Origin of the sequence: Rhizobium cerradonense, assembly GCF_030182455.1 — a bacterium.
GTDB lineage: Bacteria > Pseudomonadota > Alphaproteobacteria > Rhizobiales > Rhizobiaceae > Rhizobium.
Genome location: NZ_JAQJCK010000009.1, coordinates 156,807 through 179,674, shown reverse-complemented (window position 1 = coordinate 179,674; position 22,868 = coordinate 156,807). Strand labels below are relative to the sequence as shown.

General features: G+C 58.9%; 20 protein-coding genes. 13 read left to right on the top strand and 7 right to left on the bottom strand.

Annotated features, from left to right (window positions below):
* Positions 1–6: 6 nt before the first annotated feature.
* From PH547_RS21425 to PH547_RS21395, 7 genes are all read left to right on the top strand, one after another.
* Positions 7–1,470: an aldehyde dehydrogenase gene (locus PH547_RS21425; RefSeq protein WP_260304836.1), complete on the top strand. Its 1,464-nt coding sequence runs from the start codon at positions 7–9 to the stop codon at positions 1,468–1,470.
* A gap of 5 nt (positions 1,471–1,475) precedes the next feature.
* Positions 1,476–1,808, top strand: a complete 333-nt coding sequence (locus tag PH547_RS21420; RefSeq protein ID WP_104826382.1) for an NIPSNAP family protein — start codon at positions 1,476–1,478, stop codon at positions 1,806–1,808.
* A 39-nt stretch (positions 1,809–1,847) separates the two neighbouring features.
* Positions 1,848–2,858 carry a polyamine ABC transporter substrate-binding protein gene (locus PH547_RS21415; protein ID WP_260304837.1) on the top strand — a complete coding sequence of 337 codons (1,011 nt, stop codon included), beginning with the start codon at positions 1,848–1,850 and terminating at the stop codon, positions 2,856–2,858.
* Positions 2,859–2,977: 119 nt separating this feature from the next.
* Positions 2,978–3,850: an ABC transporter permease gene (locus PH547_RS21410; protein WP_285169395.1), complete on the top strand. Its 873-nt coding sequence runs from the start codon at positions 2,978–2,980 to the stop codon at positions 3,848–3,850.
* A 1-nt stretch (position 3,851) separates the two neighbouring features.
* On the top strand, positions 3,852–4,652 hold the full coding sequence (locus PH547_RS21405) for an ABC transporter permease (protein ID WP_260304839.1): 801 nt from the start codon (positions 3,852–3,854) through the stop codon (positions 4,650–4,652).
* The gene (locus PH547_RS21400; RefSeq protein WP_104826386.1) at positions 4,649–5,725 is read left to right on the top strand and encodes an ABC transporter ATP-binding protein; all 1,077 of its coding nucleotides are present in this window, start codon (positions 4,649–4,651) and stop codon (positions 5,723–5,725) included. Before PH547_RS21405 ends, PH547_RS21400 begins: the two co-directional genes overlap by 4 nt.
* 10 nt (positions 5,726–5,735) lie before the next feature.
* Positions 5,736–7,187: an NAD-dependent succinate-semialdehyde dehydrogenase gene (locus PH547_RS21395; protein ID WP_260304840.1), complete on the top strand. Its 1,452-nt coding sequence runs from the start codon at positions 5,736–5,738 to the stop codon at positions 7,185–7,187.
* Between the two features lie 92 nt (positions 7,188–7,279).
* Here PH547_RS21395 and mug read toward each other — a convergent pair whose 3' ends face one another.
* The gene (mug, locus tag PH547_RS21390) at positions 7,280–7,786 is read right to left on the bottom strand and encodes a G/U mismatch-specific DNA glycosylase (protein WP_260305222.1); all 507 of its coding nucleotides are present in this window, start codon (positions 7,784–7,786) and stop codon (positions 7,280–7,282) included.
* A gap of 282 nt (positions 7,787–8,068) precedes the next feature.
* Between mug and PH547_RS21385 the strand changes: the two genes are divergently transcribed.
* On the top strand, positions 8,069–9,715 hold the full coding sequence (locus PH547_RS21385) for an acetolactate synthase large subunit (RefSeq protein ID WP_104826388.1): 1,647 nt from the start codon (positions 8,069–8,071) through the stop codon (positions 9,713–9,715).
* 33 nt (positions 9,716–9,748) lie between these two features.
* Here the strand turns inward: PH547_RS21385 and PH547_RS21380 are convergent, their stop codons facing one another.
* The gene (locus tag PH547_RS21380; RefSeq protein WP_283053626.1) at positions 9,749–11,125 is read right to left on the bottom strand and encodes an ATP-binding protein; all 1,377 of its coding nucleotides are present in this window, start codon (positions 11,123–11,125) and stop codon (positions 9,749–9,751) included.
* Positions 11,122–11,844, bottom strand: a complete 723-nt coding sequence (locus PH547_RS21375; protein ID WP_104826390.1) for a response regulator — start codon at positions 11,842–11,844, stop codon at positions 11,122–11,124. Before PH547_RS21375 ends, PH547_RS21380 begins: the two co-directional genes overlap by 4 nt.
* Before the next feature lie 452 nt (positions 11,845–12,296).
* On the opposite strand from PH547_RS21375, the gene PH547_RS21370 reads away from it, so the two are divergent.
* On the top strand, positions 12,297–12,914 hold the full coding sequence (locus PH547_RS21370) for an outer membrane protein (RefSeq protein ID WP_283053628.1): 618 nt from the start codon (positions 12,297–12,299) through the stop codon (positions 12,912–12,914).
* Positions 12,915–13,116: 202 nt separating this feature from the next.
* Here the strand turns inward: PH547_RS21370 and PH547_RS21365 are convergent, their stop codons facing one another.
* Entirely contained in the window at positions 13,117–13,731 is a 615-nt protein-coding gene (locus tag PH547_RS21365) for an EF-hand domain-containing protein (RefSeq protein WP_285169394.1), read from the bottom strand.
* 665 nt (positions 13,732–14,396) lie between these two features.
* Here PH547_RS21365 and PH547_RS21360 point away from each other — a divergent pair.
* Positions 14,397–15,155, top strand: a complete 759-nt coding sequence (locus PH547_RS21360) for a hypothetical protein (protein WP_104826394.1) — start codon at positions 14,397–14,399, stop codon at positions 15,153–15,155.
* A gap of 72 nt (positions 15,156–15,227) precedes the next feature.
* On the opposite strand, the gene fhuB is transcribed toward PH547_RS21360, so the two are convergent.
* From fhuB to PH547_RS21345, 3 genes are read right to left on the bottom strand one after another with little or no spacing between them, the layout of a single operon-like run.
* The gene (fhuB, locus tag PH547_RS21355; RefSeq protein WP_285169392.1) at positions 15,228–17,198 is read right to left on the bottom strand and encodes a Fe(3+)-hydroxamate ABC transporter permease FhuB; all 1,971 of its coding nucleotides are present in this window, start codon (positions 17,196–17,198) and stop codon (positions 15,228–15,230) included.
* Complete coding sequence (locus tag PH547_RS21350; RefSeq protein ID WP_483315567.1) at positions 17,195–18,043, bottom strand: iron-siderophore ABC transporter substrate-binding protein; 849 nt, start codon at positions 18,041–18,043, stop codon at positions 17,195–17,197. Before PH547_RS21350 ends, fhuB begins: the two co-directional genes overlap by 4 nt.
* Positions 18,044–18,089: 46 nt before the next feature.
* Positions 18,090–18,902 carry an ABC transporter ATP-binding protein gene (locus tag PH547_RS21345; RefSeq protein WP_483315566.1) on the bottom strand — a complete coding sequence of 271 codons (813 nt, stop codon included), beginning with the start codon at positions 18,900–18,902 and terminating at the stop codon, positions 18,090–18,092.
* 242 nt (positions 18,903–19,144) lie between these two features.
* Between PH547_RS21345 and PH547_RS21340 the strand changes: the two genes are divergently transcribed.
* The 3 genes from PH547_RS21340 to PH547_RS21330 all read left to right on the top strand — a co-directional run bounded on the left by PH547_RS21340 (position 19,145) and on the right by PH547_RS21330 (position 22,800).
* Complete coding sequence (locus PH547_RS21340) at positions 19,145–21,304, top strand: TonB-dependent siderophore receptor (RefSeq protein ID WP_104826397.1); 2,160 nt, start codon at positions 19,145–19,147, stop codon at positions 21,302–21,304.
* Positions 21,305–21,308: 4 nt separating this feature from the next.
* The gene (fhuF, locus tag PH547_RS21335) at positions 21,309–22,115 is read left to right on the top strand and encodes a siderophore-iron reductase FhuF (RefSeq protein WP_158704559.1); all 807 of its coding nucleotides are present in this window, start codon (positions 21,309–21,311) and stop codon (positions 22,113–22,115) included.
* A gap of 301 nt (positions 22,116–22,416) precedes the next feature.
* Positions 22,417–22,800: a response regulator gene (locus PH547_RS21330; protein WP_104826399.1), complete on the top strand. Its 384-nt coding sequence runs from the start codon at positions 22,417–22,419 to the stop codon at positions 22,798–22,800.
* The last annotated feature ends 68 nt before the right edge of the window (positions 22,801–22,868 follow it).

Here is a 22,868-nt window from a genome sequence, read left to right as displayed (position 1 = left end):
ACCCCCATGCAACGCTTCCAGTCCTACATCGACGGCGAATTCGTAGACGGAGAGGCCCGGTTTGCAAGCGTCGATCCGGCGACCGGCGAAATCTGGGCCGAGATGCCGGAGGCGCGCGAGAAGGATGTCGATCGTGCCGTAGATGCGGCGGAGAAGGCGCTCTATGACGGACCCTGGTCGAAATTGACGGCCACCCAGCGCGGCAAGCTCCTTTACAAGCTTGCTGATCTGGTTGCAGCCAATGCGCAGAAGCTGGCCGAGCTGGAGACCCGCGATACCGGCAAGATCATTCGCGAGACTTCGGCGCAGATCGCCTATGTTGCCGATTATTATCGCTATTATGCCGGGATCGCCGACAAGATCGAGGGTTCCTATCTTCCGATCGACAAGCCTGACATGGATGTCTGGCTGCGCCGCGAACCGATCGGCGTCGTCGCCATGGTCGTGCCCTGGAACAGCCAGCTCTTCCTGTCGGCCGTCAAAATCGGCCCGGCGCTGGCCGCCGGCTGCACCATGGTCGTCAAGGCATCGGAGGACGGACCGGCGCCGCTTCTGGAGTTTGCGCGCCTCGTCGACGAGGCAGGCTTTCCCGCCGGCGTCGTCAATATCATTACCGGTTTCGGCCCCGCCTGCGGCTCCGCTCTCAGCCGGCACCCGAAGGTCGCCCATATCGCATTCACCGGCGGGCCGGAAACGGCGCGTCATATCGTGCGCAATTCGGCGGAAAATCTCGCCTCCACCTCGCTTGAGCTCGGCGGCAAGTCGCCCTTCATCGTCTTTGCCGATGCCGATCTCGAAAGTGCCGCTAATGCGCAGGTTGCCGGTATCTTCGCGGCAACCGGACAAAGCTGCGTCGCCGGCTCGCGGCTAATCGTCGAGCGAAGCGTCAAGGAACGCTTCCTGGCGATGCTGAAGGCCAAGGCGGAGGCGATCCGCATCGGCTCGCCGCTGGACATGGCGACGGAAGTGGGGCCGCTGGCAACGAAACGTCAGCAGGATCATGTTGCGGCGCTCGTCGAACGATCCGTGCAGAGCGGCGCCCGCCTTGTCACCGGCGGCGAACGGCCTGACGGCGCGGGTTATTATTTCCGGCCGACGATCCTCGATTGCGACGATGTCGCCTCGCCATCGCTTGCCGAGGAGTTCTTCGGCCCGGTTCTGTCGGTGGTATCGTTCGAAACTGAAGCAGAAGCGCTGAAGATCGCCAACGATACGCGCTATGGTCTTGCCTCGGGCGTTTTCACCCAGAATCTCACGCGAGCCCACCGCCTGATGAAGGGCATCCGGGCGGGTATCGTCTGGGTCAATACCTATCGCGCCGTATCGCCGATTGCACCTTTCGGCGGCTTTGGCCTTTCCGGCCATGGCCGGGAAGGCGGCTTGGCCGCGGCCCTCGATTTTACCCGCACGAAGACAATCTGGCTCAGGACGTCGGACGATCCGATCCCCGATCCTTTCGTCATGAGGTGACGCCGATGTTCTATGAAATCCGGACTTATCGGCTGAAGAACGGTGCAATCCCGCAATATCTGAAGGTCGTCGAGGAAGAAGGGATCGCCATTCAGAAAGCTCATCTCGGCAATCTGGTCGGCTATTTCTTTTCGGAGATCGGGACCATCAACGAGATCGTTCACATCTGGGCCTATGAAAGCCTCGATGATCGCGAGGCAAGGCGCCAGAGATTGGCGACCGACCCGCAATGGCAGGCCTTCCTGCCGAAGATACGCGACCTGATCGAAGTGGCCGAGAACAAGATTATGAAGCCGGCAGGTTTCTCCCCTCTGGGGAAGAGCCCGCCAGCCGCATAAGGCATGCCTGTAAGACACCAAGTATAAGGACAAGGGAACATGAAACGTACAATCGCACTGGCGGCTTTCGCCGCAATAATGGCTGTGTCCGGGGCCGCAAAGGCCGAAACGATGGTCTTCACGAGCTGGGGAGGAACCACGCAGGACGCACAGAAGGTCGCCTGGGCCAATCCGTTTGCAGACAAGACCGGCACCGTCGTCGCACAGGATGGACCTACCGATTACGGCAAGCTGAAAGCCATGGTCGAAGCGGGCCAGGTCAGTTGGGATGTCGTCGACGTCGAGGGCGACTATGCCGCCCAGGCGGGCAAGGACGGGCTGCTGGAAAAACTGGATTTCTCCGTTATCGACAAGTCCAAGCTCGACCCTCGTTTCGTCACGGACTATTCGGTCGGCAGCTTCTACTATTCCTTCGTGATCGGCTGCAATGCGGACGCCGTGAGCGCCTGCCCCAAGACCTGGGCCGATCTCTTCGACACGGCGAAATTTCCCGGTAAGCGTACCTTCTACAAATGGTCGGCCCCGGGCGTGATCGAGGCGGCGTTGCTGGCCGATGGCGTTCCTGCCGACAAGCTCTACCCGCTGGATCTCGATCGGGCATTCAAGAAGCTGGATACGATCAAATCTGACATCATCTGGTGGTCCAGCGGCGCCCAGTCGCAGCAGCTTCTCGCATCCGCCGAGGCCCCGTTCGGCAGCCTGTGGAATGGCCGCATGACCGCGCTCGCCGCCAGCGGCATCAAGACGGAAACCTCTTGGGAGCAGAACATCACGGCGGCCGACTCGCTGGTCATTCCGAAGGGTGCACCGAACCTTGAAACCGCGATGAAGTTCATTGCGCTTGCAACGTCGGCCCAGCCGCAGGCCGATCTTGCCAAGGCGACCGGCTACGCACCCATCAACATCGACTCGGCCAAGCTGATGGACCCGGCAATAGCCAAGACCTTGCCGGACCAGCAGACCGCCAGCCAAGTCAATGCAAGCATGAAGTATTGGGCCGAAAATCGCGATGAAATCGGCAAGCGGTGGTATGCTTGGCAGGCCAAATAAGTTGAAGAAACTCCGAGGCTTCACCGCGGGCGTCGTTCCGCCCGCGGTGTCTGACGCAGGTTCGAAATCTTCCTCGGAGCTGGCGCCGTTGTCTGATCCTACGGCGGGAAAGGATTGCCATGTCGACTTACATTGACGTCGCCAGTGAAACTGCGACTACGTCCAAGGCCGTCAGGCCTGCGGGCTTAGGCGAAATTATGCCGGCGCTGATTTTTGTTGGGATCTTCTTCATTGTACCGGTCGTCGCCCTTTTGCTGCGAAGCGTGCTGGAACCGGTTGTGGGCTTCAGCAACTATGCTGAACTCCTGGGTTCGGCGACGTATCTGAAGATATTCGCCAACACCTTCATTGTCTCCGGCCTTGTGACGGCAATTTCGCTGCTGATCGGCTTTCCCGTCGCCTGGACGCTGGCAATCATGCCGACAAGGCTGGCTTCGGTGATTTTCGCAGTCTTGCTGCTGTCGATGTGGACCAATCTGCTAGCACGAACCTATGCCTGGATGGTCCTGCTTCAGCGTACCGGGCTGATCAACAAGATGTTGATTGGAATGGGACTGATCGACCGGCCGCTGCCGCTCGTCAACAATCTGACCGGTGTAACGATCGGCATGACCTATATCATGCTGCCTTTCATCATCCTGCCCCTCTATGGCGTCATCAAGAAGATCGACCCGGCCATCCTGCAGGCGGCGGCACTTTGCGGCGCGAACCGCTGGCAATGTCTTACGCGCGTCCTTCTGCCTTTGGCTGCGCGAGGCATGGTCGCGGGTGCCTTGATGGTCTTCGTCATGTCCCTCGGCTATTACGTTACCCCGTCGCTTCTCGGCGGCACGGCGAACATGATGCTGGCCGAACTGATCGCCCAGTTCGTGCAGTCCCTGGTCAACTGGGGAATGGGCGGTGCCGCGGCCCTGGTTCTCCTCGTCGTCACGCTTTCGCTCTATGCGGTCCAATTGCGGCTGTTCGGCGTGCAGAACACGGGAGGGCGCTGACATGCTGCTCAATTTCGATCGCCTCGGCTGGTGGAAATATGTGCTTGTGGCGGTGACCGTCTTGACGGCAGCCTTCTTGCTGCTGCCGATCCTCTTCATCGCGGCGCTTTCCTTCGGATCTTCGCAGTGGCTGATCTTTCCGCCTCCGGGCTGGACGCTACAATGGTACAGCCAGCTTTTCGCCGATCCGCAATGGCTGGGATCCGCCTGGACGAGCTTCAGGATCGCCTCGATCGTCACGGTTCTTTCCGTGCTGCTTGGGCTGATTACTTCATTCGGTCTGGTGCGTGGAACTTTCTTGTTCCGCGACGCGCTGAAGGCGCTTTTCCTGACGCCGATGATCCTGCCTGTCGTCGTCCTCGCCGTTGCTCTCTATGCCTTCTTCCTGAGGATGGGTCTCGGCGGCACCATGATTGGCTTTGTCATTTCGCATCTCGTGCTGGCACTGCCCTTCTCCATCCTTTCGATATCCAATGCGCTCGAAGGGTTCGACAAATCCATCGAGGATGCCGCGGTGCTGTGCGGTGCGTCGCCTCTTGAGGCGAAGATCAGGGTGACCCTGCCGGCCATCAGCCATGGACTGTTTTCCGCGGCTGTCTTCTCGTTCCTGACATCCTGGGATGAAGTGGTGGTGGCGATCTTCATGGCGAGCCCCACACTGCAGACGCTGCCGGTGAAGGTATGGTCCACCCTCAGGCAAGATCTGACGCCGGTCATCGCTGCGGCATCGTCCCTTCTCATCCTCTTGACGATCACTTTGATGGCGCTTGTCGCGATCGCACGCAAGGTACTGAAATCATGAACGAATCTTTCCTACAGATCAGAGGCATCCGCAAGGAATACGGTCCTGTCGTCGCGGTGCAAGATGTCAATCTCGAGGTCCAGCGTGGCGAGTTCCTGACCTTTCTCGGGCCGTCCGGTTCGGGCAAAAGCACGACCCTCTACATATTGGCGGGCTTCGAAAACCCGACGAAAGGCGACATAAGCCTCAACGGGCAAACGCTGCTTTCGACCCCGTCGCATAAGCGCAATATCGGCATGGTCTTCCAGCGGTACACCTTGTTTCCGCATTTGACGGTCGGTGAAAACATCGCTTTTCCGCTCAAGGTACGGCGCAAGTCCAAGGCGGAAGTCGATAGCAAGGTCAAGGAAATGCTGCGGCTTGTCAGGCTTGAGGGATTTGAGGATCGCAAGCCCGCGCAGATGTCGGGCGGCCAGCAGCAGCGCGTCGCGCTCGCCAGGGCTCTCGCCTATGATCCGCCGGTGCTTTTGATGGACGAGCCGCTTTCGGCACTCGACAAGAAGCTTCGCGAAGAAATCCAGCACGAGATACGCCGGATTCACCAACAGACCGAGGTGACGATCCTCTACGTCACGCACGATCAGGAGGAGGCCCTGCGTCTCTCCGATCGCATTGCGGTGTTCTCCAAGGGCGTCATCGACCAGATCGGAACCGGACCGGAACTCTACGCCAATCCACGCACCCGCTTTGTTGCCGAATTCATCGGCGACAGCGACTTCATTTCCTGCGATCTGCTGTCATCGACGGATGGACACGCGACGATCTCGCTTGGTGGCGACGCGGTCTTCAGAATTCCGGTGCATGGCCAGGCCATCTCCGGAAAGAGGGGAGCGTTGATGCTGAGGCCCGAACGCATTCGCTTGTCGCGAAACCGAGTGCAGAAAGGCAGCCTTGCGGCGACTGTCAGCGATATCACTTTCCTCGGCAATAACGTTCATGTTGCCACCGAAACCGCCGCAGGCGAGGCCCTGGCCGTGCGCCTTCCCTTCGGCCATGAAGCAATTACCGGGCTCAGCCGTGGCGAACAGGTGCATCTGGATTTCGATCCGGATGCCGCTCACGTATTTTGCTGAAAGTCGTCACATGAAGCTCCATGATTTGTCACTGTTTCGTCAGGCCTGTCCGGTTGCGGGCAATTGGATAGAGGCGAAGGACCATCAGGCGACAACCATCCGCAATCCGGCCACGGGCGAGGCACTCGGCTTGGTTCCGGATCTGGGTGCTGCCGAAACCGAGGACGCCATCCGCGCCGCCGTCATCGCTCAGAAGCTCTGGGCAAAGAAGACCGCGGGGGAGCGCGCCACCATATTGAAGGCGTGGTACCGCCTGATGATCGAAAATCTCGATGACCTGGCGATGATCCTGACATTGGAGCAGGGAAAACCCCTGGCCGAGGCCAAGGGGGAAATCGCCTATGGCGCGAGCTTCATCGAATGGTTCGCCGAAGAGGCGAGGCGCATCAACGGCGAGACCATACCCGGCCATCAGCAGGACAAGCGGATCCTTGTCCTACGCCAGCCTGCAGGTGTTGTCGCTGCCATCACGCCCTGGAACTTTCCAAATGCCATGGTGACCCGCAAGGTCGGCCCGGCGCTTGCCGCTGGCTGCGCGGTCGTGCTCAAGCCGGCGCCGCAGACGCCTTTTTCCGCGATCGCGCTTGCCGTTCTTGCTGAGCGCGCGGGTCTGCCGTCGGGCCTCCTCAACATCGTCACCGGTGATGCCGCCGCAATTGGCGGGACGTTGACTGCAAGCCCAGCCATCAGGGTTCTGACCTTCACCGGTTCCACGCGCACGGGTGAACTGCTTTACCGGCAATGCGCGCCGACGATCAAGAAGCTCGGTCTCGAGCTTGGCGGTAATGCACCTTTCATCGTGTTTGACGACGCGGATCTCGACGCAGCGGTCGAGGGCGCGATCATCGCCAAGTTCCGCAACAATGGGCAAACCTGCGTTTGCGCCAACCGGCTGTATGTGCAGGATGGTGTCTATGAAGCTTTTGCAGCCAAGCTCGCCGACGCGGTTGAAAAACTGAAGGTTGGCAACGGGCTGGATCAAGGTGTCGTCCTTGGCCCGCTGATCGACCGGAACGCCGTCCTCAAGGTTGAGGCGCATATTCGCGACGCGTTGGATAAGGGTGCTGAGGTCCTCTCAGGCGGCAATCGTCATACTCTTGGCGGCAATTTCTTTGAGCCGACAGTCCTTCGCAACGTCGACGGCAGCATGCAGCTTGCCAGCGAGGAGACCTTTGGGCCAGTCGCGCCGCTCTTCCGCTTCCGCGACGAGAGCGACGTCATCGAACTGGCAAATGACACCGAGTTCGGGCTCGCCTCCTATTTCTATGCACGAGATTTGTCGCGCGTATTCCGGGTGGCGGAAGCGTTGGAATACGGGATGGTCGGCGTCAACACCGGTCTGATTTCCACCGCTGAGGCGCCTTTTGGCGGCGTGAAAATGTCCGGTTTGGGTCGGGAGGGCTCACGCCACGGCATCGACGAATATACCGAGCTGAAATACGTCTGTTTGGGCGGCATATAGTCTCTTTTGCAGGAAGCGGAGGCCCCTGTTCCACAGGGAAGGTTCCTCAGCGTTGCACTACGGCGGCTCGATGGAATTGATTGTCATGCCAGCTAAAGCGTCAATTTCAGCTCGCGGTAGTGTTCCGTCAATCTCGCCAGGTTGAAGGCCCTGTTGAGCCCGCTTGGATTTGGAAGCACCCAGATTGAAACGCCCGCAAATTCGTCCGGCTGCCTGCCCCATTCGACATGCGTTCGGAGGCTGATCGCCGCGTATGCTGCCTTTCCCAGAAAGGCGAGATTTGCCGGTGCGAAGTTTCTTATCTTGCTTTCCAGTGCAGGAGCCGCGTTGACGTAATCGTGGTTCTTAAGCTCACTGGCGCTTTTGGTGGGCCGTGAGACCGCCGATGTCAGGCCCAGGCCATATGTCAGCATCTCGCGCTCTTCGTCCGCCCGCAGCAGGCGGGGTGTAAATCCGGCGAGATGCAATACACGCCAAAAGCGGTTGCTTCGGTTCGAGAAGTTATGGCCGTCCCGAGCAGCGGAAAGGGCTGGATTCAACCCGCAGAAAACCACGGAGAGGCAAGGCGCAAGGATTTCCGCCAGCCCGCCCGCCTGCATTGCGGCGTCGACTGGATCATGCGTGTCCTTGGCTGAAGTATTTTCTTGCATACCAAACTTCGCTTTGGAAATGACGGTGGAGACGGGGGTGCGTGCGGCGCCGTCAGCAAGTCTACCGGCAAATTGTCGTCATTGTGGCAGGCAGCGGTGTCTGGCATTGCCCTTCAAGCCTGGCGTCAAACTACGATTGGACAGCTTCCCAAAAGAAGCTATCTTCAAGGTCTTCTTCCAATTCGGTAAGCCCCGACCGGTCGATCCGCCAACCAGCACGGACGTTCATCCATGACCAAAGGCTCTGATCTCTTAGTGGCCGCACTTGAGAATGAAGGTGTCGACCGCATTTTTGGCATTCCCGGCGAAGAGAACCTTGACGTTGTCGAGTCCATCCGCAAATCGTCAATCCAGTTGGTACTCACCCGGCATGAACAGGCAGCCGCCTTCATGGCAGCGACCTACGGCCGCCTGACGGGAAAGCCGGGAGTGTGCCTGACGACGCTTGGACCGGGTGCCCTGAACCTTTCGACGGGGGCGGCATATGCGTTGCTCGGTGCGATGCCGATGGTGATGATCACGGGTCAGAAGGGTGTCCTCTCGTCTCGTCAGGCGCGATTCCAGGTGGTCGACGTCGTTGCGTCGATGAAACCGCTTACCAAGCTGGCGCGGCAGATCGTGTCACCGCAGATGATCCCCACGATGGTCAGGGAAGCGTTCAGGATCGCGCAGGAAGAAAGACCAGGACCCGTTCATCTCGAGCTTCCAGAAGACATCGCAGCCGAAGAATGCCCGGAAATGGCACTCATCGCGCCGCATCAGCTCGAACTGCCGACCGCAAGCGACGCGGCGCTGGACCGCGCCGCCGCTCTCATCACTGCAGCCAAGCGTCCGCTTCTGATGTTTGGAGCTGCAGCCTCGCGCCCCCGCTCGACGTCAGACATCGCGCAATTTGTGATACGAACCCGCATCCCCTTCTTCACGACGCAGATGGGGAAGGGAACGGTTCCGGGCGGTACCGAGCTCTACATGGGCACCGCCGCGCTTTCTGAACGCGATTATGTGCACGAGGCGATCGAACAGGCCGATCTCATCATCACCATCGGCCATGACACAATCGAAAAACCGCCGTTCATCATGGGCAAGGACGGTCCGCATGTGGTCCATGTCGGATATCAGCCCGCCACCGTCGAACAGGTCTATTTCCCGCAAGCAGAAGTTATCGGAGATATCGGCCCATCGCTCAAGGCGCTGGCGGATCGCCTCGAGGGCAAACTGCCGAACGCAGAGGCTCTTCTTCATCTGCGGGAGCGCATTCTCGAACGCATCGCGGCGCGGGCGACGGAAGATCGTTTTACGCCCCAGCGCTTGGTCCATGATATCCGGGAAGTGATGCCGCATGATGGTATCCTTGCGCTCGACAACGGCATGTACAAGATATGGTTTGCCCGCAACTACCGGACGCGGATGGCGAACACGCTGTTGCTGGACAACGCTCTTGCAACCATGGGGGCTGGACTTCCATCGGCGATGGTTGCCTCGATGCTTTATCCCGAGCGGCGCGTCATGGCGATCTGTGGCGACGGCGGCTTCATGATGAACTCCCAGGAACTGGAGACTGCCGTCCGGTTGAAGCTCAACCTCGTCATCCTCGTGATCGAGGACAATGCCTACGGAATGATCCGCTGGAAGCAGGCCGTGGACGAGTTCCCGGATTTCGGAATGACGTTCGGCAATCCGGACTTCGTGAAATATGCCGAATCCTACGGTGCCAAGGGAATCAGGGTAGATGACATCGACCAGTTCAAACAGGCTCTCGAAGATGCATTCTCTGGATCTGGCGTTCATCTGGTGAACGTCCCGGTCGACTACTCGGAAAATGAGCGTGTGCTGGTTAAGGAGCTTCGCGAACGGCTCCCTGCAATATTGGAGGGATGAAATGTCGCTCACCTGAGGGGCGTCAGGCAGACTTCAGGTGATCGAAAATGTGGGGCCGGAGGTTACCGAAAGGCCGCCGGAGCCACTTTCGGGGACAAGAGGAAGAACGATTTCCGCCACCAGACCATTCGGCACTCGATCCAGCAAGGTTAGTTTCCCGCCATGTCCTTTCCTGATGATGCCTTCCGCTGTCGGGAGGCCGAGGCCAAAACCGCCTCCCGCTCCGGTCGTGCGAGCCTCGTCCGCTTTGAAAAAGGGCTCCAGCACCCGGGTCTTGAGCTCATCCGTCAAGCCCGGACCATTGTCGCTCACCCTTATAAATATCCCGTCATCGCCGGCATCCTGCAATTCGATGTCGATTTGCGTCGCATAGCGGGAAGCGTTTTCAACCAGATTGGATATTGCTCTCGTAAACGAGGGTCTGCACATATATTTTAGCCGCCGTGGCCCGGAGAACCGGACATCGATGCCGGTTTCCGAGAAATCCGTTGCAATCGTTTGCAGCAGGCTGGACAGGTCCACTTTTCGAGACGGTACGTTGTGGATCGCGTTTGTGAGAAACGCCAGACTCTCATCTATCATGCCATCCAGGACCGTCAGATCATGGAGCATCTTGTGCTGAAGCTCGGGCTGCTCGCAGCGCTCCACGCGCATTCGCAATCGCGTCAGTGGTGTCCTCAGATCATGGCTGATCGATGTGAGCATTCGCGTTCGACTTTCCGCCATCTGCAAGATCCGGCTTCGCATAATGTTCAGCGATGCGGCAAGGCTTCGAATTTCAGCGCTGCCTTCCGCTACGAACGGCTTTTCCAGGCTATCATCGGTACTTGCGCGTTCCGCCGCCGCCGTAAAGCGGCCCATCGGCCTGGTGATCAGCCAACTGCTGACATAGGCAAGCACGATCAAGGGAATGACAATTTTCAGAACTCCGCTTGCGACCGCGGGAAAGAACCACAAGGATCTTGGGAAGACCGGCATATGGAAAACAAGAGCCCGCTCCTTATCGACCATCACGATGAGAGGAACGGATTTTTCCTTGTCAAAGAGGTGGCGCAGACTTCCGAGGAAATCATCTTCCAGAGCGCGGCGCGTCCTCTGCAGAATGTCGGCCGATGTCGCTTCTGTCTCATCACGCGGAGAGATCTGGCTTACCGGCAGTTTTTCCACCGGGATCTGCAATCTCGCGGCCAAGCTCAAGGCTGCCGTTTCCTCTGCAGGAGATCGTGCGTCTCGGAACTGGTCAACCACGCGCTCGATCCGCCCCGCCAGCAAACCAATCGCGATGCCTTTGTCATGGCGGCCGTAGATGAACGGCTCGGTCGTCGCGGCGACCACTGACACGAGAACGATCAGCAAGAGCGCCAGCACGAGGATCTGAGTGCGAATGGAGGCCATGCGGAGACTTTTCACGGCAATTTCTCCACCATTGCTGCGAACAGGTAGCCTCCCAGCCGCACCGTCTTGATGAAAGCCGGGTCCTTGAGGTTCGGTTCGATCTTCTGTCGTATCCGGCTGATATGGACGTCGATGCTGCGTTCGACCGGACCGGCCGATCCCGCGTGCGTCATGGACAGAAGCTGGTCGCGGGTCAGCACCTTGTTGGGATTGGTGCAGAACGCCCAGAGAAGGTCGAACTCGGCCGTTGTCATCGACACTTCATCGCCTTCAGCGTCGAAGAGCTGCCGGCTGTTGGGATCGATGCGCCAGCCGGCAAAAGTTAGCGGCCCGGACATCTCTTCCTCTCGCCGGGAAAACGATGCTCGGCGCAAAATGCTTTTGATGCGGGCGATTAGTTCTCGGGAGTTGAAGGGCTTGGTGACGTAGTCGTCAGCACCCAATTCAAGTCCAAGGACGCGATCGATATCCTCCCGCCGTGCGGTTAACATCAAAATGGGGATAGACCTCGTTGCCCGCAGACGCATGCAAATACTAAATCCATCCTCCCCCGGCAGCATGCCGTCAAGAACGATCAGATCGAACCTGTATTGACGGAGCATTTGATCCATTTCGGCGCCATTTGCCACCGCTAAGGCATTGAAGCCGTTGTCTTTGATCAGCTCGACCAGCATAGCTGCGATATCGGCATCGTCTTCAACGATCAGGATATTGGATTGCTCGGAAGGCGCCATTTCAGATACCTTCCCACGGATTCGAGTAAGTGCCTCGAGTCATTTCCGTTTCAGCAATCATTCTGTCTGCGTGGGTCACGCCAACACTCCAACTAAACATTGCCCTCTCATGGACTGCCGCGATGACGGCACCGTCAATCGCAATATTGATACAGCTCACCGAGTTCCGATGACCGGAAGTTCATAAAGATAGCAAAGGAATTTATGGAGCTGTGTGTGGAAATATTGAGATATATTACGGAGCTTGCTGATCTCGGTGCCAATCCGTGCGAAATCGCGATCCGGTTCCACATGGTCGAGAAGCGATCGGATAGCCTCTGGATGCGGCCTCGCAACATAACTTAACATCAAAAGACACTCCGCAATATCGGCCTGGAGCATGGTGCATCGTCATGAGCGGGTCGAGCGTTGCGCATCGCCCTCTCTCCTGCAAAACAAGATGGGGCATCTCCATGCATTTCAGAATATTCGCTTTCGGCGCCGTCGTTCTCTCCCTGGCTGCGCCGGCTATGGCTGCCGATATGACCTTGCAGCAGTCTGCGCCGCAGCCGGAGCAGCAGAACTATTCGACCTTTAACTGGTCCGGTTTCTATATTGGCGCCCAGGGAGGATATACTTGGAATAAAGCGACCTATTTGGGCCTGGATCAGAACATCAACAGCGGATCGGCTGGAGCTCATGCCGGCTATAATTTTCAGCACGGAAACATAGTTTACGGCATCGAGAACGACTTCAACTACAACTTCGAAAAAGGCAAGGAAGCAAATCTCGAATGGGATGCCTCCGGCCGTGCCCGTGTGGGCTACGCGCTGGATCAAAATCTGGTTTTCGCGACGGCTGGTCTTGCGGCTGCAGGCGGCAAGGTCGACGTCCCCGGAGCCGGCAAAAAGGATGATATCCTGATCGGCTGGACGGCAGGTGGCGGCATCGAGCACGCGTTCACCGACAATATCCTCGTGCGTGCCGAATACCGTTATTCTGATTTCGGGAACAAGGATTTTGGCTCTGAAATCGGAAAAGTCAGCGCCGACCAGCAAAAGATTACCTTCGGTGCAAGCTACAAGTTCTGAGAGAACTGCTCGGAACACTTTCTAGCCGCTGCTTCGCCCAGTTGCCGTGGGCGAAGACGGTAGAAATCAAGCTGCCGGTTAAAGGCACGCAAGCGTTCATAAAAGAACGGCCGGCAAACTTGAGCGCGAAGGTGATAACCTCACTGCTCAAGTTGCCGACAGATAGAAACGACCGAGTTTAAACCGCTGCCGTCATTTTTGATCAGACGGTAAGCAGGTCGCTCGTCGTATCATCCTGGTAGTTTGAGCCAAACAGCGAGCCAAAGTCCGGAAGCTGCGGTGGCTGCGCCTTCATCGAGCTCTCAAGCTGGCTCTCCGTCAGAGAACCCGAGCTTGTCGTATCCAGACTATCGAACAGGGTTGTCGCTTGCTCCTCGCTCACGTCGGACGGACGTGCGGCGACGAATTCCGCTTCGCTGACGCTGCCGTCACCATCCGTATCCATTGAGGTGAACATGCTGGAGATCTCGCTGTCATCAGGCGTTTCCCCGGAAGGCGGTGGCGGCGGCGGTTCATTGGACTGCATTGCGCTTGCCAACTGGTCTTCCGTCAACGATCCGGTGTTGCTGGTATCAAAGCTTTTAAACAGTGTCGTAGCCTGATCCTCGCTTACATCGGACGGTCTTGCGGCGACGAATTCGGCTTCGCTGATGCTGCCGTCACCATCCGTATCCATCGCGCTGATCATGTCGCTCTGGCTGCCATTCGGGCCGGCAGACTGTTGAGTAGCCGAGGAGGTGCTGCTGGAGCTGTCATCCGAGTCCGACGAGGAATCGTCGCCGGAAGCGCCCGACTGCAGGTTGAGCATCATGTTCATGAGCTGCGCAACCAGTTGCTCGGCCGACGATGTCAGGGACTGATCATCCGTCGAAGAAGAAGAGGACGATGAGCTTTTGCTGGACGAACTGCTGCCCAGAATCGACGCGATCGAATCGTCCGACGAGGACGATGTCGAGCCGGATTTTTGATATTGGTAATAACTATTTGATAAGACGGATGTAATGCTCGTCAAGGGGGCCTCCAGATGCGAGCGTTGACATAGACTCCGGGTTTTTACGCTTACTGATGTTACTCTTGGCGCCGTGCTGCGTTCGATGAACGCGGTAGCGCATCTTTCGAGATCAATGCAGACGGATACCAAATACTGGAGGCTAAACTTGTTCAGGGTCCTCGTTTGCGCGACTGCGCGACCGGAAGACGGATGAAAAGATAAGCCACGACAGTTGCCGCCATCATGGCGTCTTTGGCAGTCCACGTTCTCGTCTGGTACTCCCCAACGGCCTGAACCTGCACAGGAAAACTTGCGCGAACCTTGTAAAGTCCCGCCGGCACGCCCGTTTCCACCGCCACGAGAGCGAGGACCACATCAGATTGCCAAGCCGAGTTTTCGGGAAACAAATTTCAATAATTCGGTACACACAGAAACATCGAATCTCCCTAGATTCCGTGCGGCATGCGCGGCGGAAAAGGGATATTTGGCGAATGACGGAAAATCGGCTTGTCTTCATAGCCACCCCTTGTTTCGGGGGCATGGTCGCCAAGGACTATATGCAATCCATCATTTCCCTGATGCAGGTTGGCGGGCAGTTTGGCGTGCAATTGACGCTGGCGCTGCTCGGCAACGATGCGCTGATCACCCGCAGCCGCAACACGCTCGTCTCGCATTTTCTCAATGATACTGCGGCGACTCATATGCTGTTCATCGATGCGGACATCAGCTTCGAACCGGAGCAGGTGATGCGGCTGCTGGATGCCGACAAGGATGTGGTCGCCGCCATGTATCCGATCAAGGACTACGACTGGGGCAATGCCGCCAAGGCGCCCTTGCGGAACGCTGAAACTCTGGCGGAAGCGGCATTGCATTATGTGGGCACCCCGCTGACCGGTCCCTACGCTGAATGGGACGGCGATTTCGTCACCGCGATCTATGCCGGCACCGGCATGCTTCTCATCAAGCGCGCCGTCATCGAAAAAATGATCGCCGCCTATCCCGGCCTGCGCTACGACGCGATCCACGCCTATCCCGGCACCAAACGCTCGCCGACCACGCAATATGCGCTGTTTGAATGCCTTATCGAGGAAGAAACCGGCATCTATCTGAGCGAGGACTTTGCCTTCTGTCATCGCTGGCGTGCTCTTGGCGGAGAGATCTGGCTCGATACCGGCAGCAAGCTCAGCCACACCGGCGCCCATCGTTTCGCCGGCAATCCTCAGCCGCGCTACGAAACCCTAAAGGCCTGAAGAAGCGGGACTTGCGATAAATCGCTGAACGATCCGTCGACTAACCCCATGTCTGGCCGGCAATGAGGTCGGTCAGCTCTTCCTTCGCAGCATCATCATAAGAAAAGGCGCGCCGACGAGGGCCGAGACGAGGCCGGCGGGTATCTGGTATGGCCAGACGATGGTGCGGCCGATGAAGTCGGCAAGGACCATCAGCGCGCCGCCGATGGCAGCCGCCCCCGCCATTTGTGGGAGCGCGCGGACAAGCCCCGCTTCCCGCGCCAGATGGGGCCCCATAAGGCCGACGAATGTCAGGGGACCGACGCTCAATGTTGCCGCCGCGCTCATCAGCCCGGCAAGGCCGAAGAGCAGGAAACGGGACTTGCGGACCGGAATACCGACGGCGAGCGCCGGCGATGGACCGAGCGGCAGGATATCCAGCCAGCGCCGGGCAAGGAAAGCCGCCGCGGTCAGAATTGCGGCCGCGATGGTAACGGTCGCGGCGGAACGGCCGTCGACGCCGTAGGTCGAACCGCTCATCCAGCGCATCAGGAGGACGGCGCGCGGATCGCCCGTAGAGCTCAGGACGCCGACAATGGCATCGACCATGGCGCTCAGGGAGATGCCGGCCAGCAGGACACGCTCCGGCGCCAGTCCCGTGCGCATGGAGCTGAGGAGAATCACGGCCAGAACGACAAGCGCGCCAATGGCCGCGAAGGTCAATTGTCCGGCAAGGCCCGGAACGAAGACGAAGACGGCGATAGCGACGCCGAAGGTCGCGCCCGCGCTGATGCCCAGGACTTCCGGGCTCGCCATCTCATTGCCGGTGATTCTCTGGAGAATGACGCCCGCGACGGCGAGCATTGCGCCGGAGGAGAGAGCGGCAAAGACCTTAGGTAGCCGCATCGGGATAATCTCGCCAAAGAGCGCCGCATGCGGCAAGCCCCAGCTTCCATCGATGCCGCGTCCAACGAATACTGCGACGACGAGCGCCACAAGCAACAGGCAGAGTGCGACGGCAAGCGTGTTCGTTCCGGCCGGTGCCCATGAACGCGCGCGTTCTTTCATCTGCAACGCCCGATGCCGGACCTTCAGCAGGGGAAGCAGCAGCAGAAGCAGCGGCGAGCCGAAGATCGCCGTCACCGCGCCTGTGGGCAAGAATTCTCCCAATTCACCAGCAACGAGCTGGATGGAGGCGTCGGCAATCAGCAACAGCCCGGCGCCGATCAAAGGCGACCACAACAGCAATTGCTGCGGTCGCCGCGCCCCGGAAAGCCGGGCAATCGTCGGCGCGACCAGACCAATGAAGCCGATAACCCCGACCGCGCTGGTTACAATTGCGGCAAGCGCGACCGCACCACCAACGACGATAAAGCGCAGCCGGACAAGGCGAACCCCGAGGGCCGATGCCGTGCCTTCGCCGAGATCGAGAAGAGAGAGCGGCCGCATGACGAGCGCGCAGATAATGGCGATGATCGCCGTCTTCCAGAGAAGCGACACTGGAATGACCCAACTCTGCTGCGCAAGCGATCCCGCGCCCCAGATGAAGAGGCTGACGAGATAACGCTCGTTCAGAAGGGTGAGGATCGCCGACAGGGCGCCGCACCAAAGACTGATGACGAGACCCGACAACACCAGCGAAAAGGGTGAGAAGCCGCGCCGCGCCCCAAGGCTCATGACGATGCAGGCGACGACCGCGCTTCCCCCGAGCGCGACCAGATCCCGGCCTAGCCCTAGCAAGCCCGGAAAGAACAAGGTCGTGACGACCAGCGCCAGATTGGCACCGGCGGAAATTCCGAGCGTTGTCGGATCGGCAAGGGGATTGCGCAGAACCTGCTGGAGGAGAGCGCCGGCCAGCGAAAGCGCCGCGCCGGCGAGCAGCGCCGTCGCAAGGCGAGGGAGCGTCGAATAGAAAAGGACCATTCTCGGCACGTCATAGCCAGCCTGGCTTTTCACTTCGAGCGAATGGATGACGAGGAGCCACGACAGGAGAGCGCCTGCGCCGAGAAGCACCAGCGCCACGATTGCGGGTCCGAATGCGAACCTTCCAAAAATCCTGTTCATTCCTTGGGATCCAAAAGGTCGGTCAACAGGCGGGCGAACCGCATCGCCTCATTGACCATGCCGAACATCAAAGCAGGGGGAAGGATCGAGAGATGTCCCGGCCGGGCAAAAGGCAGGCTTTGCCAAAGGGGGCTTTGCATGATTTTAGGCAGGACATCAGCAGGTATCGGCTCGAAGGCGACCAGACGCGCATCGGGATCGGCAATGCGGGAGAGGTTCTCGATCGCAATCGTCTGGAAGCCCCAATAGTTCGATTCCTCGGTCCAGGCGTTTCGCACGCCAATGCGCTCGAGAACGTTATGATAGAGACCCGGGCTCGCATAGATTCGAGCATGGCGCGCGTCCATGAAGTTGACGAGCGCTACGGGAGGAGGGGATTTCGCGGCAAGACGGGCGTGGCATTCGGCGAAGAAAGCATCCGCATGCGCGAGAAAACCTTCTGCCTCCGCTTCCCGGTCGATCGCAGTCCCGAGTTTTCTTGTCGCCGCGATGGCCGCCGGCAGTATCGGGCCAATACCGGGCGCGTAGATCTCGAGGCGGACGACCTTTGCGACCTGCTTTAGCTTCGGCAGAAGTTCGTCGAGATAGGGTGTCGTCAGAATGATATCCGGCTTGAGGGCAACAAGGAGTTCGAAGTTGACCTCCCACGAGCTGCCAAGGTTCACGACGGATTGGGGCATTGCCGGCTCGACTACCCATTTATCCCAGTCGGCAAGATCGGAAACTGCCAGCGGAACGACGCCAAGCGACAGAAGCGTCGATGCGAGACCGTAGTCGAGGCTGACGATTCGCGGCGCGGATTGCGCAAAAGCGGGGGCATTGCCCGCCACCGCCACAGCCGCCATTGTTCGCAGCAGGGCCCGACGTGACAGCGCGGAAAAGGAAATGGGATCAGCAGGCATAGGCGAGCGGATAGCCGGTCTTCGGCGCGGCAATGACATCCATGTCGATGCCGTAGATTTCCTGCAGTCGCTCACGCATCAGGATCTCATCCGGCTTTCCGCTGGCGACGACGCGACCACGTTTCAGTGCGCAGATGCGATCGCAGAAGCGAGCAGCCATGTTGATGTCGTGAAGGACGATGATCACGCTGAGGCCTTTTTCATGGGAGAGCCTGCGCACCAGCGACAGAACCTCGATCTGATGGGCAATGTCGAGAGCCGCGGTCGGTTCATCCAGCAGCAGGCACTCGGTATCCTGCGCGACCAGCATGGCGAGCCATGCTCGCTGCCGTTCGCCGCCGGAAAGCGTTGCCACGGTGCGGTCGGCCAGAGGTTCGAGATGCGTCAGGGCAAGCGCTTGCTCCACCTTTTCCCCATCTGTCCTAGAGAAGCGCCCAAGAGGGCCATGCCAAGGATAACGCCCACAGCGCACCAACTCCCGAACCGTCATGTCGGCGCTGGCGCTCACATCCTGCGGTAGATAGGCGACCGTGCGTGCAAAGGCGCGTTCCGGAAATGACCTGATATCCCGCCCGGCATAGCTCGCCGAACCCGCCGTCGGCAGGATCTGCCGGCCGAGGATTTTCAGCAGACTGGATTTTCCCGAACCGTTATGCCCGACAAGCGCGACGAACTCACCTTTTGGAAACGACAGATCAACATCGCTCAGAATGTCGTTTCCGTCGATCGAAAGCCGAATGCGATGCGCTGCAAACGCCTCGGTCGAGGCAGTTGCGCCAGCTATGTCGTTGTGATTTTCCACGTGTCGTCCCTCGCGGCAAGGTGCTTGTCGGTACTAAAGATGACTGCGTTATCAAGTATTATTTTTTGCCTCTGCGATCCCTGCTTAGCACGTCTCTCCTGCCTTTTCAGCGAAGCGTGGGGCATTGGATTTTTAAGTTGACTCTTTTGGTTATGTTTATATTTTGCGCGCAACGCAGGTGGATCGCCGGGGACCGCTGCTCCGCTGCGTGACCAGAAAATGACAGACAGGAGTGGCTTTGCATGGTGATCATCCGGCAGGCAGGATTTCGCGCGTCCTTAAACTGCGCGGATGGGCGTCGTGTAACGAAACATCTGATTGCCAGCAGTGCTTTGACAGCCGTTTCCTTGGCCTTGGCGCCGGCGGCTTGGGCGCAGGATTCCGCAACCGAACTTCCGAAGATCGTCGTGGTCGGCAAGTCCAACCGCGCAATCGGTCCTGATGCCACCATCGTTGCCAAGGAGACGACCACCGGCACCAAGACGGACACGCCGATCATCGATGTCCCGGCGGCCGTTTCGGTCGTAACGGGAAAGGAACTTGAAGAGCGCCACGTCGATAACCTGCAACAGGCCGTGGCCTACACGGCAGGCGTCCTCTCCGACGAGTTCGGCAATGACGACCGTTATGATTATTTCCGTATTCGCGGCTTCGACCAGACGGCGCTCGGCACCTATCGCGACGGTCTCGCGGCCCGCGTTCCCGCCTGGTATACGGCGAGCCGCCTGGAGCCCTATGGCCTGCAGCGCGTGGAAGTACTGAAGGGATCGACCTCGACGCTTTTTGGTCTCAACGCTCCGGGTGGTCTCATCAATGCGATCACGAAGCGGCCGCCAGAGGAAAAGCAGGGTGAAGTCTACACATCCTTCGGCGACGGAACCAAGGAGGTCGGGACCGACTTCGGCGGGCCGCTCGATGCCGACGGCGTTTGGAGTTATCGGTTTACGGCGCTCGCCAAGGATGGAGACCTTGGCTGGGATTATTCCAAGGACGATCGTCTCTATATCGCGCCGGCTCTGACCATCAAACCCGAGGAAGGAACGTCGCTCACCATTCTGACCGACTACTACAAGCGGAATGGAACCGGCGCGCGCGGTTTTCCGGCCGGTGCCAACCTCAACATCAATACCTTCCTGGGCGAACCGGATTTCAACCGCTTCAACACCCGCCAAAGCGATATCGGCTACCAGTTCGAGCATGAAATCAGCGACGGCCTGACCTTCCGCTCCAATGCCCGCTACACGCATCTCAGCCTCGACTATGCCGAGGTTTATGGAGCCTCCCTCGATCCGACTGCCGACCGTCAGGCCTTCTCGGTGGATGGCTTGTCGAACCGCTACGTGATCGACAACCAGCTTCAATACGATACGGGTTGGAATGCTTTCGACAGCAAGACGCTTGTCGGCATCGACTATGCCAACGACAACACCCGCGAAAACATCCAATATGGCACAGCCGGGCCGATCGACATCTACAATCCGGTCTACTGCGGTCTCTCCTGCATTAATCCCAATCCCTTCGTAAACTGGCGCGTCAAGCAGCAGGCCGTCGGGCTCTATGCGCAGGAGCAACTGACCTTCGACGATCGCTGGATCGCCACGCTTGGCGGGCGCTGGGACCATGTCCACACGACCGCGGATTACGTTGACCTCGGCACTAGGGACGACAATACCGAATCCGCATTCACTAAGCGCGCCGGACTGACCTACAAGATCAATTCCAATCTTGCCGCCTATGTGAATTATTCTGAAAGCTTCCAGCCTCTCGTGACGCCATCCGCCAATGGCTATGCATTGAGCGGTTCGCTCAAGCCTCAGCGGGGCGAGCAGTATGAAGTCGGCCTGAAATATCAGCCCGACAATTTCGATGGACTGTTCAGCGCCGCCCTGTTCGATCTGACGCAGACCAATGTGCCGACCTACGTGACGCCGCTCATTCAGGAGCAGATCGGCAAAGTGGGCGTGCGCGGCATCGAGCTGGAGGGCAAGGCGGCCCTGAACGATCGTGTCAACCTTACGCTGGCTTATTCCTACTGGGACGCCGAGATCCGTGAAGATGGAACGGGCGGAAATATCGGCAACAGGCCACAGCGCGTCCCGAAACATCTTGCCTCGGCCTGGCTCGACTACACCATCCCCGGCGAAGGGCAGCGCGGCGATCTGACCCTCGGCGGCGGTGTCCGCTATATCGGGCAGACCTATGGCGACGACGCCAACACGGTCTCCGTCGGGGGATATACCGTGTTTGACGCGGCGGTCACCTACAACGTGACCAAGAACGTCAGGCTTGCGGTCAACGCCACAAATCTCTTCGACCGCAAGTATGTCGCGACCAGCTACTATGGGACCGAGTACTACGGCGATCGACGCAAGGTCATTGGAACACTGAAATATACTTGGTGAGACATTGAGCGAGCGATTGAATTCCGCCCAAGCCTCATCGAAGCAACCGATACCGTCCGCATCAAAGGATGCGGACGGCGAGCGCGATCTCGGTGCGCTGTTGGTCCACCATGGCGGAGAGAAATACGGTTTCTGCCGCGGGAAATTCTTGCTGGACGCGCCGGCAGGCTGCGATGTCATCGCGTGCTCGGCGCTTTGCGAAGCAGATTGCTTCAACAGCATCATCGACCGATACGGGGCGAAATTTTTGCCGGCCGATCGCCGCGCCATCGTGTCGCTCTGGACCCTTTATTACTTCAGCATCTTGACCATCAACACGGCGCTCGCATGGCTCGAGCTGCGACGCTGTCTGCCGGTCTCGCTTGACGAGGTCTCGCTATGCCTCGACCGGGAAACGGCAACGCCGGTATCGTTTCTTCTGCCCAATCTCGGACAGGTGCGGGAACTCGACATACACGCCGCAATAAGACCCCTTGTGCGGCAGCACATAGAACCCTTGGCCAATGCGATTTCCCATCATGCCCATCTAAGCGGCAAGCTGCTCTGGGGAAATGCGGCTGGCTATCTCGATTGGATCATCGATGAAACGGGCCGTCAAAGCGCTCCCGCATTGGCTGAGGAAGGGGCGCCGCTGTTTTCCGATCCCACGTTTCCTGATGGCGAGAAGAACCCGTTATGTGGTACCCTGCGCAGCATGCAGGACGAGAGTGGCCTTCCATTCAAACGCCGCAAAGTCTGTTGCTTGCGCTACTGCCTTCCGGATATCGGCGGATGCGGTCTGAGCTGTCCGCTGCCGCAGGGACGGCAATAGACCGGAAGCAACATTGCTGCCTGCACCGTTGCGATAGACTGAAGCCGTCCCAAAACCATGCTTCCCCGTGGCGATATAAAGGTGGCATTGTGGAGGACGTGCGTCTGGTCGACCGGCAGTTCGGCATCACCGCCGTCCGAAAGCGCAGCACAAAGATTTACGTCAGCCGGCAGTCATATCTGCAACAGCGCCGTTCCTGCGTGAAACCGACGCAAGGGAGCTGCCCCGACCGATGAAATGCTTCCACAAATGGAAAAGCGGCGGGCAGCACCTAGATAATTATGGAGGAGGAGTATGCACTATGAACGTGTTGATTGTCGAAGACGAGGGACTCGTCGCCCTCCAACTTAAGAAAATAGCGGCCGATGCCGGGTTTTCGGTTCTCGGCCCGGCATCCGGCGTTGAGCAGGCGTTGGCCTATGCCAGACGCGCCGATATTGCCTTGGTCGATGTCGGCCTTTCGGAGGGAAAAAGCGGCCCCCAGCTCGCCCGCCGACTGATCGATCGCTTTCATACAACGGTTATTTTCGTAACCGGAATACCCGAGGCGATCCGGCAGGGATTCGGCGGCGCCTTTGCGATTATTCCAAAGCCGTTCAGCGATAAGCAAGTTGCCGACGCCCTGGGTCGTGCCCGCGACATGCGGATGAGGGGAGAAAATCAAATCACGCCTCACGGGGCATGAAGCTGAACGGAGGACGATTGGTTTGACCAGGTGCTTCGACGATCAGAAAGATGGTCGAAGGTCGCTCC

Coding starts and splice junctions, on each gene's coding strand:
- fhuB (WP_285169392.1), bottom strand. CDS start 17,198: ATGAACAGGATTTTTGGAAGGTTCGCATTCGGACCCGCAATCGTGGCG.
- PH547_RS21395 (WP_260304840.1), top strand. CDS start 5,736: ATGAAGCTCCATGATTTGTCACTGTTTCGTCAGGCCTGTCCGGTTGCG.
- PH547_RS21400 (WP_104826386.1), top strand. CDS start 4,649: ATGAACGAATCTTTCCTACAGATCAGAGGCATCCGCAAGGAATACGGT.
- PH547_RS21415 (WP_260304837.1), top strand. CDS start 1,848: ATGAAACGTACAATCGCACTGGCGGCTTTCGCCGCAATAATGGCTGTG.
- PH547_RS21360 (WP_104826394.1), top strand. CDS start 14,397: ATGACGGAAAATCGGCTTGTCTTCATAGCCACCCCTTGTTTCGGGGGC.
- mug (WP_260305222.1), bottom strand. CDS start 7,786: ATGCAGGCGGGCGGGCTGGCGGAAATCCTTGCGCCTTGCCTCTCCGTG.
- PH547_RS21385 (WP_104826388.1), top strand. CDS start 8,069: ATGACCAAAGGCTCTGATCTCTTAGTGGCCGCACTTGAGAATGAAGGT.
- PH547_RS21370 (WP_283053628.1), top strand. CDS start 12,297: ATGCATTTCAGAATATTCGCTTTCGGCGCCGTCGTTCTCTCCCTGGCT.
- PH547_RS21420 (WP_104826382.1), top strand. CDS start 1,476: ATGTTCTATGAAATCCGGACTTATCGGCTGAAGAACGGTGCAATCCCG.
- PH547_RS21350 (WP_483315567.1), bottom strand. CDS start 18,043: ATGGCGGCTGTGGCGGTGGCGGGCAATGCCCCCGCTTTTGCGCAATCC.
- PH547_RS21425 (WP_260304836.1), top strand. CDS start 7: ATGCAACGCTTCCAGTCCTACATCGACGGCGAATTCGTAGACGGAGAG.
- PH547_RS21375 (WP_104826390.1), bottom strand. CDS start 11,844: ATGGCGCCTTCCGAGCAATCCAATATCCTGATCGTTGAAGACGATGCC.
- PH547_RS21340 (WP_104826397.1), top strand. CDS start 19,145: ATGGTGATCATCCGGCAGGCAGGATTTCGCGCGTCCTTAAACTGCGCG.
- PH547_RS21405 (WP_260304839.1), top strand. CDS start 3,852: ATGCTGCTCAATTTCGATCGCCTCGGCTGGTGGAAATATGTGCTTGTG.
- PH547_RS21410 (WP_285169395.1), top strand. CDS start 2,978: ATGTCGACTTACATTGACGTCGCCAGTGAAACTGCGACTACGTCCAAG.
- PH547_RS21330 (WP_104826399.1), top strand. CDS start 22,417: ATGAACGTGTTGATTGTCGAAGACGAGGGACTCGTCGCCCTCCAACTT.
- PH547_RS21365 (WP_285169394.1), bottom strand. CDS start 13,731: ATGAACATGATGCTCAACCTGCAGTCGGGCGCTTCCGGCGACGATTCC.